Source organism: Enterobacter sp. MGH 38 (genome assembly GCF_000492855.1).
Lineage (GTDB): Bacteria > Pseudomonadota > Gammaproteobacteria > Enterobacterales > Enterobacteriaceae > Enterobacter > Enterobacter hormaechei_C.
The window spans coordinates 1,803,036-1,816,192 of record NZ_KI535607.1; the positions used below are offsets into that span (position 1 = coordinate 1,803,036).

Annotated in this window: 13 protein-coding genes; 2 read left to right on the top strand and 11 right to left on the bottom strand. The window is 59.3% G+C overall.

The features are described from left to right. Positions 1-89 precede the first annotated feature (89 nt). The 11 genes from L384_RS12425 to hpaG form a co-directional block, all read right to left on the bottom strand. The gene (locus L384_RS12425; RefSeq protein WP_003856607.1) at positions 90-347 is read right to left on the bottom strand and encodes an HTH domain-containing protein; all 258 of its coding nucleotides are present in this window, start codon (positions 345-347) and stop codon (positions 90-92) included. Between the two features lie 119 nt (positions 348-466). Continuing rightward, positions 467-976, bottom strand: coding sequence for a 4-hydroxyphenylacetate 3-monooxygenase reductase subunit (locus tag L384_RS12420; protein ID WP_017383854.1), 510 nt, complete (start codon positions 974-976; stop codon positions 467-469). 17 nt (positions 977-993) lie between these two features. Further along, positions 994-2,556: a 4-hydroxyphenylacetate 3-monooxygenase, oxygenase component gene (gene hpaB / locus L384_RS12415; protein ID WP_023324112.1), complete on the bottom strand. Its 1,563-nt coding sequence runs from the start codon at positions 2,554-2,556 to the stop codon at positions 994-996. Between the two features lie 171 nt (positions 2,557-2,727). Further along, entirely contained in the window at positions 2,728-3,654 is a 927-nt protein-coding gene (gene hpaA, locus L384_RS12410) for a 4-hydroxyphenylacetate catabolism regulatory protein HpaA (protein WP_023315338.1), read from the bottom strand. Positions 3,655-3,663: 9 nt separating this feature from the next. Continuing rightward, on the bottom strand, positions 3,664-5,007 hold the full coding sequence (gene hpaX, locus L384_RS12405; protein ID WP_023324113.1) for a 4-hydroxyphenylacetate permease: 1,344 nt from the start codon (positions 5,005-5,007) through the stop codon (positions 3,664-3,666). A 21-nt stretch (positions 5,008-5,028) separates the two neighbouring features. After that, complete coding sequence (hpaI, locus tag L384_RS12400) at positions 5,029-5,823, bottom strand: 4-hydroxy-2-oxoheptanedioate aldolase (protein ID WP_023324114.1); 795 nt, start codon at positions 5,821-5,823, stop codon at positions 5,029-5,031. A gap of 9 nt (positions 5,824-5,832) precedes the next feature. After that, on the bottom strand, positions 5,833-6,636 hold the full coding sequence (gene hpaH / locus L384_RS12395) for a 2-oxo-hept-4-ene-1,7-dioate hydratase (protein WP_023324115.1): 804 nt from the start codon (positions 6,634-6,636) through the stop codon (positions 5,833-5,835). Between the two features lie 65 nt (positions 6,637-6,701). Next, entirely contained in the window at positions 6,702-7,082 is a 381-nt protein-coding gene (locus L384_RS12390) for a 5-carboxymethyl-2-hydroxymuconate Delta-isomerase (RefSeq protein ID WP_003856599.1), read from the bottom strand. A 9-nt stretch (positions 7,083-7,091) separates the two neighbouring features. Next, positions 7,092-7,943, bottom strand: a complete 852-nt coding sequence (gene hpaD, locus L384_RS12385; RefSeq protein ID WP_003856598.1) for a 3,4-dihydroxyphenylacetate 2,3-dioxygenase — start codon at positions 7,941-7,943, stop codon at positions 7,092-7,094. Positions 7,944-7,945: 2 nt separating this feature from the next. After that, on the bottom strand, positions 7,946-9,412 hold the full coding sequence (gene hpaE / locus L384_RS12380) for a 5-carboxymethyl-2-hydroxymuconate semialdehyde dehydrogenase (RefSeq protein WP_003856594.1): 1,467 nt from the start codon (positions 9,410-9,412) through the stop codon (positions 7,946-7,948). Beyond that, positions 9,409-10,686 carry a 4-hydroxyphenylacetate degradation bifunctional isomerase/decarboxylase gene (gene hpaG / locus L384_RS12375; RefSeq protein ID WP_023324116.1) on the bottom strand — a complete coding sequence of 426 codons (1,278 nt, stop codon included), beginning with the start codon at positions 10,684-10,686 and terminating at the stop codon, positions 9,409-9,411. Before hpaG ends, hpaE begins: the two co-directional genes overlap by 4 nt. A 268-nt stretch (positions 10,687-10,954) precedes the next feature. Here hpaG and hpaR point away from each other — a divergent pair, with 268 nt between their 5' ends. Further along, on the top strand, positions 10,955-11,395 hold the full coding sequence (gene hpaR, locus L384_RS12370) for a homoprotocatechuate degradation operon regulator HpaR (RefSeq protein ID WP_003856591.1): 441 nt from the start codon (positions 10,955-10,957) through the stop codon (positions 11,393-11,395). Positions 11,396-11,478: 83 nt separating this feature from the next. Next, the gene (tsr, locus tag L384_RS12365; protein ID WP_023324117.1) at positions 11,479-13,143 is read left to right on the top strand and encodes a methyl-accepting chemotaxis protein; all 1,665 of its coding nucleotides are present in this window, start codon (positions 11,479-11,481) and stop codon (positions 13,141-13,143) included. Positions 13,144-13,157 lie beyond the last annotated feature (14 nt).

Genomic DNA, 13,157 nt, shown 5'->3' on the forward strand with positions numbered 1-13,157 from the left:
GCGATGCGTGAGCGGTCAAAAGCGAGGGTGAGTGGTTAAGGCTCACCCACGGTGGAAGAAAATATGCGATTGAGATCACTGAGAATAATCTACCCCTGCGGGGTTTCGTCGTTCGCTTCAGGGCAGTGCACGCAGCGGCAGGTCTGATACGCAGGCAGCAGCTGATAGCGCCCTTTGCCGTCGTGTTCAATAATAGGGGAAAGCGCCTGCAAATCGCGGTACACCGTGCGTTCGGTAATGCCAAATTTTTGCATCAGATCGCGTCGATTAACGCTTCCGTTGCGGTGCAGGGCAATAATGATGTCAACCAGACGTTCAGCCGAGCGGCTTCGGGGTGAAGGGGCCATAAGACTTTCCAGCGTTAAGGGGGCGCCTGACGACGTCGCCAGCCGCCCCGGAAAATTTATCTTATGGATAGTTAACGGCGCACCTTTGCGGAAACCTTAGCGTTTTTTGTGCAACGGGATCAAATCGCGGCTTCCATCTCCATCATCACCGGGTGGAAACGGCGTTTGAAGTAGATCAGGCCGTGCCCCTCGCTGCTGAGGATGATGTTCTTAATCTCCACAAGGTAGACCAGATGGGTACCGATGGTTTGCACCTGGGTTATCTCACCTTCCAGGCTTGCCAGAGCGCCTTTCAGCACCGGCTGCGCCAGCGGTCCTTTCTGCCAGCAGGAGAGAGCAAAGCGCTCCTCCATTGCCATGCCGGTCATCCCGGCAAAGTGGCGGGCCATGATCTCCTGCTCGTGGTTCAGCACGTTGACACACAGTTTGCCGTTGCCCTGGAAGACCGGGTTCATGGCGCTGTTGGCGTTGATGCAGACCATGACCGAAGGCGGGGTGTCCGTGACCGAACAGACGGCGGTGGCGGTAATGCCGCAGCGACCCGCATCGCCCTCGGTGGTGACCACATTCACCGCCGCCGACAGGCTGGCCATCGCGTCGCGAAAACGCAGGCGTTCTTCAGATTGCATTGAAACCTCCCGCTGCGTTATTTCAGCAGCTTATCCAGCATGTTGATATCAGTGTTGTTGTGCAGGTGCGGTACGGTCCAGCCGTGCTGGTCGTACTCGGACATGCAGCGGTCAACCATCGCCATCATCTTGTCCATGTTGCCGGAGCTTTGCGCCTGACGCAGGCATTGCAGGCGGATCTCATCCTGGCTACCGGAGTAGTTGATTTCGTACAGCTCGTGACGTCCGCCAAACTCGCTGCCGATGGCATCCCACATCAGTTTCAGAATCTTGATGCGTTCGACATGATCCATCCCGTTGGAGCCGCGCACGTACTTCGCCAGATACTGGTCGATCTGCGGGTTGTTCAGGTCCCGCGCGCTGGACGGCAGGTAGATCAGCCCGGAGGTCACGTTACGTTCGATGATGTTCTTGATCTTCGCATAGGCCATTGGCGCCATCACGCGGTAGGTCTGTAACGCCGCGTGGTCAGGCAGATACGCGCCGTTTACCCACGGCGTGGCTTCGGAGCACATGGAGTCGCTCAGCGCCCAGAACATGTTGCGCCACGCCACCACTTCGCCGAGATCCGCCTGCACGCCGCGGAACTCGAGGGTGCCGGTACACTCCAGCGACTTCTTCAGCAGAGCGGTGATGAAGTCGAGCTTCACTGCCAGACGCACGCAGGCCTGAAGCGGGTACATGCGGGCGAAGCCACCTTCCATCGTCCAGCGACGGCAGCGGTCGAAATCGCGGTAGATCAGCACGTTTTCCCACGGGATCAACACATGATCCATCACCAGAATGGCGTCGTTCTCGTCAAAACGGCTGGAGAGCGGGTAGTCGTACGGGGAACCGGTCGCCCCTGCCACCATCTCGTAAGAGGCGCGGGAGATCAGCTTCACCCCTTCGGCATCCATCGGCGCGACGAACATCAGCGCGAAGTCCGGGTTTTCGCCCATCACCTGCGCAGAGCCGAAGCCGATCATGTTGTAATGGGTCAGGGCGGAGTTGGTGGCCACTACTTTCGCGCCGCTGACGATGATCCCGGCGTCGGTCTCTTTCTCCAGCTTGATGTAAACGTCTTTCACCTCGTCTGCCGGTTTATGGCGGTCGATCGGCGGGTTGACGATGGCGTGGTTAAAGTACATGCCGGTTTCCTGAATACGTGTGTACCAGTTGCGGGCGTTCTGCTCGAACTGACCGTAGAAGGCAGGGTTCGCCCCCAGCGCGCAGCCGAACGCGGCTTTGTAGTCCGGCGTACGCCCCATCCAGCCGTAGCTCAGGCGCGACCACTCGGCGATGGCGTCACGCTGCTGGCGCAGATCGTCGGCGCTTTTTGCCACGCGGAAGAATTTATGGGTGTAGCCGCCGCTGCCGGTGTCCGTGCCCCAGCAGAGGGTATCCTGCATGTCTGGCTTGTGCAGGGCATCGTACATCTGGGCGATGGACGCCGCCGCATTGCGAAATGCCGGGTGGGTAGTGACGTCCTTAACGCGCTCGCCGTAGATATAAATCTCACGGCCATCTTGCAGGCTTTTTAAATACTCTTCACCGGTTAACGGACGTTTGGCATCAGCGCGGAAATCTTCAGGCTTCATAGGGACCTCGTATCGGAAGATGGTTGTTAAATTTATGTTTTGTTTTTGTTGTTTAATTGAAGCGTGAGAGGGGCGGAACGTGAAGGGACGATTGGGACAACGGCAGGTACTTTTCGCGAGAGATCACAGAGTGTGATTTCCCTCACCCTCTCCCTCTGGAAGAGGGGACGGTTACTCCCTCTGGGAGAGGGCAGGGGTGAGGGGAACAGGCGACACCGGTACTTTCTGCGCCCGGTACGCGCTGGGTGAGCACCCCGTCAGTCGGTTAAAAAAACGGGCGAAATAGGCCGGATCTTTAAAACCCAGCTGCCAGGCAATTTCGCTCACTGTGCTGTCGGAAAACAGCAGCAGGCGTCTGGCTTCCCGCAGCTGGCGGTCGAAGATCAGCCGTTTCGGCGAGCGGTTGGCGAAGCGGCGACAGATATCGGTCAGGCGGGATTCGGTGAGATGCAGTTCGCTGGCGTATTCCGGCACCGTCCAGTGCTCGTGGTAATGAGCATCTGTCAGCTGGTTAAAGCGCTGAAACAGCTTCAGCTCACCTCGCATGCCGCCGGACGCGTGGTCGTCGAGCTTCGCGTTGCGCAGCAGCAGGGTAAAAACGGCCTGCGCCAGCAGGACCAGCGTATGCTCGCGACCGGGCAGCTGTTCCGTGGATTCCCGGGCAATCAGCTGCCAGTAGTGCTTCAGCGCCGCCAGCTCATCAGGCTTGTCGGCAAGCGACAGGCAGATCCCCGGCAGGCCGAACGCTTCCCGCGTACCGGGGTAGAGTACTTCTAACAGCGGCCAGATGAGATCCTCGCGCACCGTCAGCACGTGGCCGTCGCTGTCGGATTCGGTGATAAACGCATGCGGTACCGACGGCGGCGTCAGCACAAACAGCGGCGCCTGCACCGAGTAACGGTGGTCGTCGAGCTGGAGCTCAATCTGCCCGGTGTCGAGAAAATGCATCTGAAAATACTGGTCGTGGCGGTGCGCCTGCATGTCGCGGCCAAAAAAGGCCGCCATGCGGGCGAACGACTGGTAGTGCACATCGTCGGTGCCCAGACTTTCGTCGTACTCCTTGCTGATATCGATGTTGGTGATGGGGCTCTGACACATAGCGGCTCCTCAGTGGATCTTTTGCGCCGCGATGTCCGGCTCACGCTCAAGGCTTTCCCGGCGCGTCATCGGAATGCGCGTCAGCACCAGCGCGCCCACCACCAGCAGACCTGCCACGAACCACAGTCCCGAGCTGAAGCTGCCGGTCGCGTCGCGCAAAATACCTATCAGCAATGGGCTGACGGCAGACCCGACGTTGCCGATGGCGTTGATCACCGCCAGCGCCACCGCGCGGGATTGCAGGCTAATAACCTGATCCGGCGTGGTCCAGAATATCGCCATGGCGGTAAACGATCCGGTTGAGGCCATGATGATGCCAAGCAGCTGGATCAGATTGTGATCGGTCGCCGAGGCCAGCATCCATCCCGCCGCTGCAAAAAGATACGGCAGGATAGTGTGCTTTTTTCGCTCTTTCAGCCTGTCGGAGCGGCGGCTCCACCAGATCATCCCGAGGATGGTGCAAAACTGCGGGATCGCCGCCAGCAGGCCAATCACGATATTGCTGCTGCCGGTGTTGAAGCTTTGCAGGATCTGCGGCGTCCAGATGTTGATCGCGCTCAGCGTATTCGTCAGGCAGAAGTAGGCCAGCGTGTAGAGCAGCACGGCGGGCGTTAGCACCTCGCGCAGCGTCGATCGCGGCGTGGCGGCATGCGCAATGGCCAGCTCCTGCTCGCGGGCGATCATCGTTTTGAGTGCCTGCTTTTCGTCATCATCCAGCCAGGTGGCCTGATCCGGGGTGTCGTTAAGGTAGAACCAGGTCACCACGCCGAGCACCACCGACGGCAGCCCCTCCAGCAGGAACAGCCACTGCCAGCCCTTAAGGTTCCACAGTCCGTCCATCGCCAGAATGTACCCGGAGAGGATCGAACCGAGCATCATGGTCACCGGCATGGCGATCATAAACAACGCGTTGGCGCGGGCGCGGTGATACGCCGGGAACCACCAGGTGAGATAGACCAGAATGCCCGGCAGGAAACCGGCTTCGGCAATGCCCACCAGCATGCGCAGGACGTAGAGCGTTTCGGGGCTGGTGGCGAACATGGTGCAGGTAGAGGCGATGCCCCACACCACCATGATCCCGGCGATCCAGCGGCGGGCGCCGATCTTCGCCAGCATGATGTTGCTGGGGATCCCGCACAGCACGTAGGTCACATAAAACAGGGTCGCGGCCAGGCCAAACATGGTCGACGTGAGGCCCAGATCTTTGCCCATCGTCAGCCCGGCAAAGCCGATGTTGATGCGATCGAGAAACGAGAAGACAAACAGGATAAAAAGAAACACGATCAAACGACGGAACAGCTTATTAATAACGCGATGTTCAACAGCTTTATTATGCAGGGTTGAGGTCGTCATGGTGCGCTCCACATCGTACGTTTAGTAGACGGATTTATTGTTATCAACTGCTGTGGTGACGTCGGTAAAGCGGGCCGCCAGCGCTTCGGCGCTGCGGGCGAGCAGGGTGGTATCCACGCCGACCGCGACAAACAGCGCGCCGAGTTCAAGATAACGTTTTGCCAGTTGCTCGTTCGCCATCAGGATGCCGGGCGCTTTGCCCGCGCTGAGGATCTGCGCGATCGCCTGCTCTATGGCGGCCTGCACCTCCGGGTGCTGCGGATTACCGGCGAAGCCCATGTCGGCGCTCAGATCCGCAGGGCCGATAAACACGCCGTCCACCCCTTCCACGTCCAGGATCTGCGGCAGGTTTTTCAGCGCCTCGCGAGTTTCGATTTGCACCAGCACGCACATGGTGTCGTTAGCCTGATGCAGATACTCCGGGATGCGGTTCCAGCGCGACGCCCGCGCCAGCGCGCTGCCGACGCCGCGAATACCGGCAGGCGGGTAGCGGGTGGCGCTGACAGCCAGACGGGCTTCGTCGGCGTTTTGCACCATCGGCACCAGCAGGGTTTGCGCCCCCACGTCCAGCAGCTGCTTGATCTGCACCGGATCGTTCCACGACGGGCGCACCACCGGCTGGCTGGGATAAGGGGCGATGGCCTGGAGCTGAGTCAGGATGGTTTGCACGCTGTTCGGCGCGTGCTCTCCGTCGATCAGCAGCCAGTCAAAACCGGCCCCGGCCAGTAGCTCAGCGCTGTAGCTGCTGGTCAGCCCCAGCCACAGGCCGATTTGCGGCTTTCCGGCTTTCAGCGCGGTCTTAAATGCGTTTTCCATGGTGCACTCCTACACAAAGCGGCAGCTAATCGAGCCCATGTGGCCGTAGTCGACGTGGAAGGTGTCGCCTCTGCTGGCGGCAACCGGGCGGGTAAACGAGCCGCCGAGGATGATTTGCCCTGGCTCAAGCTGCACGTCGTATGGCGCGAGTTTGTTCGCCAGCCACGCCACGCCGTTCGCCGGGTGGTTAAGCACGCCTGCGGCGACCCCGGTCTCTTCGATCACGCCGTTGCGGTAAAGCAGGGCGGAGATCCAGCGCAGATCCAGCTCGTCGGGTTTAATCGGGCGGCCGCCGAGGATCACGCCCGCGTTGGCGGCGTTATCGGAGATGGTGTCGAACACCTTGCGCGGGCGCTGGGTTTCCGGGTCAACGTTATGGCAGCGGGCGTCGATCAGCTCCAGGGCGGGGATGATGAAATCCGTGGCGTTGTAGACGTCGAAGATCGTGCAGTTCGGGCCGCGCAGCGGTTTTGCCAGCACGAAGGCCAGCTCCACTTCGATGCGCGGGACGATAAAGCGATCCACGGGGATGTCGCTGCCGTCGTGGAAGAACATATCGTCCAGCAGCGCGCCGTAGTCCGGCTCGCTGATCTGCGAGCTGGCCTGCATCGCTTTGGAGGTAAGGCCGATCTTGTGGCCTTTCAGCACGCGGCCTTCGGCAATTTTCAGGCTCACCCATTCGCGCTGGACGGCGTAGGCGTCTTCAATGGTGATCTCCGGGTACTCCAGCGAGATCGCGCGGATCTGCTCCCGGGATTGTTCCGCCTGATGCAGACGGTGGGCGATCAGGGTATGGGTGTGTTTGTCGAGCATGGCGATATCCTGTTTTTATTTGTTTTCTCCCTCTCCCTGTGGGAGAGGGGACAGACCGTGCGGTGTTATTTAAACAACGCGTGCACGTTGTTTTGCTTGTAATTAAGCGTCGGGTGCAGCTCGTCCAGCTCGAACGAGAGCGCCAGATATCGGCCCGCCATTAGCTCTGCGAAGTGCGTTTTGATCAGCGCAAACAGCATTTCACCGACCTCTTCCCGGCTTTCCAGGCTGCGCCCCGCGCCGATCTTCAGCGTCATATGCACAAAGGCGTAATCGTGCTTACCGTCGGCCATCTGCCAGGTATCCAGCCAGTGGGCGCGGCTGCGGATGCCCCCGAGCGGGAAGATCCCCGTGGCGGCGAGCGCCTCGTTCACTTTGGCGAACAGACCCGGCAGGTCGGCCTGCTCGCGGATGTTGTTGGTACATTCAGCAATAAAGTGCGGCATAACGACTCCTTAGGCGGGCAGCGGGAAAACGGCGTTGACCTGGCCGGTGCCGGAGCTGGCGAACAGCTCGGTGAGAAACTCCACCTTACCGTCGTATTTGTCCCAGCCGAGCATCCCCAGCAGCATCACCGTGTCGTGCATGTTGCCCTCGCCGTAGCAGTAGTCGGCGTACTCCGGCAGCATGCTGCAAAACTCCTTGAACTGCCCCTCGCGCCACAGCTTCACCACGCGCTCGTCCATCTGGCGATCAAACTCGCGGGTGTAGCTGTTCATCCCTTCCTCCGCGCGCTGGTCGTCGATAAAGCGGTGCGACAGCGAGCCGCTGGCGAGCACCGCCACGGTGCCGTCGTATTTTTCGATGGCGCTGATGATGGCCTCGCCCAGCCTGCGGCTGTCGGCGAAGTCGTGAACCGTGCAGAACGCCGAGATGGAGACCACTTTGAAGTGCTTATCCGCGTTCATGTAGCGCATCGGCACCAGCGTGCCGTACTCCAGCTTGAGGCTCGGGATGTTGTGCGCCTTGGCGCGAACGCCAAGCTTCACCGCTTCGTCGGCAATCAGCTGGCCGAGTTCCGGGTTGCCGTCGTAGTCGTAGGTCATGTCGCGAATAAAATGCGGCAGCTCGTTGCTGGTGTAGACGCCTGAGAAATGGTCCGCACAGTTGATGTGATACGCGCTGTTCACCAGCCAGTGGGTGTCGAAGACGATAATGGTGTCGACGCCCAGCTCCCGGCAGCGCTTGCTAATTTCTTTATGCCCATCGATGGCGCCCTGGCGGCAGCCGTGGTTTTTGCCCGGCAGTTCGGAGAGATACATCGACGGCACGTGGGTGATTTTTGCCGCTAACGCTAATTTGCCCATTTTCAGATCCCCCACTTTGGAATCGGATGGTCGCCCATGGAGATGCAGACGTTCTTCATCTCCGCGAAGACCTCGAAGCTGTACTCGCCCCCCTCGCGGCCGGTGCCGGAGGCCTTCACGCCGCCAAACGGCTGGCGCAGGTCGCGCACGTTCTGGGTGTTGACGAACACCATGCCCGCTTCGATGTTGCGCGCCAGACGCAGCACTTTGCTGACGTCCTGGGTCCAGATGTACGACGCCAGGCCATACTCCACGTCGTTCGCCAGGCGCAGCCCTTCCGCTTCGTCCTTAAACGGCAGCAGGCAGGCCACCGGCCCGAAGATCTCTTCCTGCGCCACGCGCATGCGGTTATCGACATCCGCCAGCACGGTCGGGCGCAGGAAGTTGCCGCCTTTCAGGTGCGCAGGCAGATCGGTCGGTTTGTCCGGGCCGCCCGCCAGCAGGGTTGCCCCCTCTTCAATGCCGAGGCGGATATAGCCGGAGACTTTTTCCCAGTGCTGCTGGCTGATGAGCGCGCCAATCTGGGTGTTCGGATCGGTCGGGTCGCCCACGCGCAGGCGGTTGGCGCGCTCGGCAAAGCGTTTGACGAACTCCGGGTAGATGCTCTGCTGGATGAAGATGCGCGAGCCGGCGGTGCAGCGTTCGCCGTTGATGGAGAAGATGGTGAACAGGGCGGCGTCCAGCGCGCGCTCGATGTCCGCGTCTTCAAAAATCAGCACCGGAGATTTGCCGCCCAGTTCCATAGAATACTTCTTCAGCCCGGCGTTTTTCATGATGTTACGCCCGGTGGCGGTGCCGCCGGTGAAGGAGACGGCGCGCACGTCATGATGACGCACCAGCGCGTCGCCCGCCGTGGCGCCATAGCCCTGCACCACGTTGAGCACGCCCGCCGGAATGCCCGCTTCGAGGGCCAGCTCGCCCAGACGGTCGGCGGTCAGCGGGGAGAGTTCAGACATCTTCAGCACCGCGGTGTTACCCAGCGCGAGACAGGGCGCGACCTTCCAGGTGGCGGTCATAAACGGCACGTTCCACGGCGACACCAGCGCGCAGACACCCACCGGCTGCACCAGGGTGTAGTTGAGCATCTTGTCGTCGACCGGGTAGGTTTTGCCGTTCATCTGCTGGCACACCTCGGCGAAGAACTCGAAGTTGTGCGAGGCGCGCGGAATGAGCACGTTTTTGGTCTGGTGGATCGGCAGGCCGGTGTCGGCGGTCTCCATCGCGGCAATGTCCGGCACGTTCTGGTCAATCAGATCCCCCAGGCGACGCATCAGGCGCGCACGCTCCTTCATCGGCAGGTTGGCCCATTTCGGGAACGCCTCTTTGGCGGCGGCAACGGCCTGATGGATTTCGGCTTCGCCCCCGGAGGCTACTTCAGCCAGCACCTCGCCGGAGGCCGGGTTAGTGGTTTGGAAGTACTCACTTCCGGCGACGTTTTTCCCGTTGATCCAGTGGTTAATCTTTTTCATTTTGCAGTCTCCTCACTGACAATTCGGTTTACCAGACGGCCTACGCCTTCCACTTCCACCACCACTTCATCGCCCGGTACCACGTCGGACAGCCCCTTTGGCGTGCCGGTGGCAATCATGTCGCCCGGTTGCAGGGTCATGAAATCGCTCAGATACGCAATCAGGAATGGGATGCTGAAAATGAGATCGGCGGTGGTGCCTTCCTGACGCAATTCACCGTTAACGTAGGTGCGAAGACGAAGGTTGTGCGGGTCAGGGATGGCTTCTTTTGGTACCACGTTCGGGTTGATGGGGGTCAGCCCGTCGCGGCTTTTCACCCGCAGGTTTGGGCGATAGTAGTTTTCGAGATAATCGCGGATGGCGTAGTCGTTGCACACCGTGTAGCCCGCAACATAGTCCATCGCCTCGGCTTCGCTGACCTTACGCGCGGTTTTACCGATGACCACCACCAGCTCGGCTTCGTAATGCATGTATTCAATGTTGTTTGGGCGCACCGAGGTCTGGTTATCGCCATTAAAGGTGTTCGGCGCTTTGATAAACACCAGCGGCTCGGTAGGCGGTTTGAAGTCCAGCTCGCTGGCGTGATCGGCGTAGTTCAGGCCGAGTGCGAACAGCGTGGCGTGCGGCGGCGTGCGCGAAGCAATGGTAACGTCGCGTTCCACCACCACCGGGTTTTCCAGCGGCGGAAATCCCTCTGCCAGAATGCGTACCCGATCGCCCGGGCGAATTTCGACACGGCTTTGTGGGGTACCGAGCAATATCGCATCGCCGGGGTTCAGGGTGGCAAATTCGCTCAGCGCGCTCAGCAGTTCGGCGGCGTTGCGGTGCAGATCGGCCGTGTTCCAGTGGTCCGCTTCGCGACCGTTGATCTCGGTGATGATGGTCAGGTTGTCCACGTTATCAACGGCGACAGGTTCGCCGAGCGGGCAAAATCCATCCCGACATTTGGCCTTGATCGCCGGACGGTAGAAGCTCTCTTCCGGCAGGCTGATTTCGTTGGCCAGCGCGTAGCCAGCGATGTACGCCGCCGCCTCTTCAACGCGGACTTTGCTGGCGGTTTTGCCTACCACCAGCGCCACCGTTGCGCCGCTTAACACGGTTTCTCCCTGTGGGAAGGGAATCGGCCGGCCTGCGCGAATAACGGTGTTATGTGGCTTGATAAACCACACCGCCGTTTTTGGCGGCGCGTTATAGGGGGCTTTTTCAAACGCCTCAGCCCAGGCTGCACGCTGGCTTTGGTGGTTTAGCGCTACGGCAAAAACAGTACCTTTCATTCCCATACTCCTCAAACCGGCTGTCCGGTTTTGATTTCATTAATATGTTAATAATCTGGTTTTATGCTTTTGCTGTTCGTTTCGCAATCAGAAGTGAATAATTTGTGATATGAATAACAATAAATTTACATAAATGAGTTAATTATCTTTTAATTCAATGGATTAAAAAAATGGCGTTGTTTCTGTTAGACTTTTTGGGTTACAACGTGTTGTCTATAAAAGCATCTGTTTTAAATTGTTTACTTGTTAATGATGTAAGGGGAAGGTGATGCATGACTCATTAACCATCGCGCTTTTGCAGGCGCGTGAAGCGGCGATGGGCTACTTCCGCCCGATAGTGAAGCGGCATAATCTGACCGAGCAGCAGTGGCGTATCGTCCGCGTGCTGGCCGAGCATCCCTCCATGGATTTTCACGATCTGGCGTTCCGCACCTGCATTTTGCGCCCAAGCCTGACCGGCATTCTGACGCGGATGGAGCGCGACGGTCTGGTGCTGCGCTTAAAGCCGGTGAATGACCAGCGCAAGCTGTACGTATCGCTGACGAAAGAAGGCAACGCGCTGTACCAGCGTGCTCAGGCTCAGGTGGAAGAGGCGTACCAGCAGATTGAGGCGGAATATACCCCGGAGAAGATGACGCAGCTCACGGCGCTGCTGGAAGAATTTATTGAACTTGGAAACCGACATATTGCCGCGCGGGACGAAGAGTAAAAACCCTAAATTCCAGGATGATTTTCGTAAAGTTTTCCCTTTCCAGGCCGAAAATTCTGTATCTGTCTGAGGAAAGAGAAAACATGTTAAATCGTATCAAGATTGTCACCAGCTTACTGCTGGTTTTAGCGATATTTGGCCTTTTACAACTCACATCCGGTGGTCTTTTCTTCAATGCCCTGAAGCATGACAAAGAGAATTTCACCATCCTGCAAACCATTCGCCAGCAACAATCCACCCTGAACGGTAGCTGGGTGGCGCTGCTGCAAACCCGTAACACTCTGAACCGCGCGGGTATCCGCTATATGATGGATCAGAACAATATCGGTAGCGGCTCAACCGTCGCCGAGCTGATGCAGATTGCCTCTGCGTCTCTGAAACAGGCGGAAAAAAACTGGGCGGATTACGAAGCGCTGCCGCGCGACCCGCGTCAGAGCGACGCTGCGGCACTGGAAATCAAACGTAATTACGATATCTACCACGGCGCGCTGGCCGAGCTGATCCAGCTGCTGGGGGCGGGCAAGATCAATGAGTTCTTCGACCAGCCGACCCAGAGCTATCAGGATGGCTTTGAGAAGCAGTACGTCACCTATCTGCAACAGAACGACGCGCTGTATCAGACCGCGGTTGAAGACAGCAACAGTTCTTACCGCCAGGCTATCTGGGTGCTGATTAGCGTGCTGGCTGCGGTGCTGGTGGTGATTGTTGCCGTCTGGCTGGGTATTCGTCAGGCGCTGATTTCGCCGCTGAACCGTCTGATTGACAGCATTCGTCATATCGCCAGCGGCGACCTGGTGAAGCGCATCGACGTGGAAGGCTCCAACGAGATGGGGGAACTGGCTGACTCCCTGCGCCACATGCAGGGCGAGCTGGTGCGTACCGTGGGTGACGTGCGTAACGGCGCAAACGCCATTTACAGCGGTGCGAGCGAAATCTCGATGGGTAATAACGATCTATCATCCCGTACCGAACAGCAGGCTGCCTCTCTGGAAGAGACCGCCGCCAGCATGGAACAGCTGACTGCCACCGTGAAGCAGAACGCCGAGAACGCCCGTCAGGCGAGCAACCTGGCCCTGAGCGCGTCTGAAACCGCGCAGAAAGGCGGCAAGGTGGTGGATAACGTGGTGCAGACCATGCGCGATATCGCCGGCAGTTCGCAGAAAATCGCCGATATCATCAGCGTGATCGACGGGATTGCCTTCCAGACCAATATTCTGGCGCTGAACGCGGCGGTAGAAGCGGCGCGTGCGGGCGAGCAGGGCCGCGGCTTTGCGGTGGTTGCAGGTGAAGTCCGAAACCTGGCGCAGCGCAGCGCCCAGGCGGCCCGTGAGATCAAGAGTCTGATTGAAGACTCCGTGGGGCGCGTGGAAATTGGTTCAACGCTGGTGGAAAGCGCGGGTGAAACCATGGGTGAGATCGTGAATGCGGTAACGCGCGTGACGGACATCATGGGCGAAATCGCGTCTGCGTCTGACGAGCAGAGCCGCGGTATCGACCAGGTTGGGCTGGCGGTGGCTGAGATGGATCGCGTGACCCAGCAGAACGCCTCGCTGGTGGAAGAGTCTGCGGCGGCGGCCGCGGCACTGGAAGAGCAGGCGAGCCGTCTGACGCAGGCCGTTGCGGTGTTCCGTATTCAGCAGGAACAGATGAAGGCGCGCGAGTTCGCCTCCGCGAAAAGCGTTGCCGCTCCGGTAATGGCGCGTAAACCGGCGACCGCAGATGCGGGCGATAACTGGGAAACGTTCTGACGCTGTGCGTTTTG

Excerpts from the sequence above, each read along its gene's own strand:
- L384_RS12425 (WP_003856607.1), bottom strand. The coding sequence starts at position 347 with ATGGCCCCTTCACCCCGAAGCCGCTCGGCTGAACGTCTGGTTGACATC.
- L384_RS12420 (WP_017383854.1), bottom strand. The coding sequence starts at position 976 with ATGCAATCTGAAGAACGCCTGCGTTTTCGCGACGCGATGGCCAGCCTG.
- hpaB (WP_023324112.1), bottom strand. The coding sequence starts at position 2,556 with ATGAAGCCTGAAGATTTCCGCGCTGATGCCAAACGTCCGTTAACCGGT.
- hpaA (WP_023315338.1), bottom strand. The coding sequence starts at position 3,654 with ATGTGTCAGAGCCCCATCACCAACATCGATATCAGCAAGGAGTACGAC.
- hpaX (WP_023324113.1), bottom strand. The coding sequence starts at position 5,007 with ATGACGACCTCAACCCTGCATAATAAAGCTGTTGAACATCGCGTTATT.
- hpaI (WP_023324114.1), bottom strand. The coding sequence starts at position 5,823 with ATGGAAAACGCATTTAAGACCGCGCTGAAAGCCGGAAAGCCGCAAATC.
- hpaH (WP_023324115.1), bottom strand. The coding sequence starts at position 6,636 with ATGCTCGACAAACACACCCATACCCTGATCGCCCACCGTCTGCATCAG.
- L384_RS12390 (WP_003856599.1), bottom strand. The coding sequence starts at position 7,082 with ATGCCGCACTTTATTGCTGAATGTACCAACAACATCCGCGAGCAGGCC.
- hpaD (WP_003856598.1), bottom strand. The coding sequence starts at position 7,943 with ATGGGCAAATTAGCGTTAGCGGCAAAAATCACCCACGTGCCGTCGATG.
- hpaE (WP_003856594.1), bottom strand. The coding sequence starts at position 9,412 with ATGAAAAAGATTAACCACTGGATCAACGGGAAAAACGTCGCCGGAAGT.
- hpaG (WP_023324116.1), bottom strand. The coding sequence starts at position 10,686 with ATGAAAGGTACTGTTTTTGCCGTAGCGCTAAACCACCAAAGCCAGCGT.
- hpaR (WP_003856591.1), top strand. The coding sequence starts at position 10,955 with ATGCATGACTCATTAACCATCGCGCTTTTGCAGGCGCGTGAAGCGGCG.
- tsr (WP_023324117.1), top strand. The coding sequence starts at position 11,479 with ATGTTAAATCGTATCAAGATTGTCACCAGCTTACTGCTGGTTTTAGCG.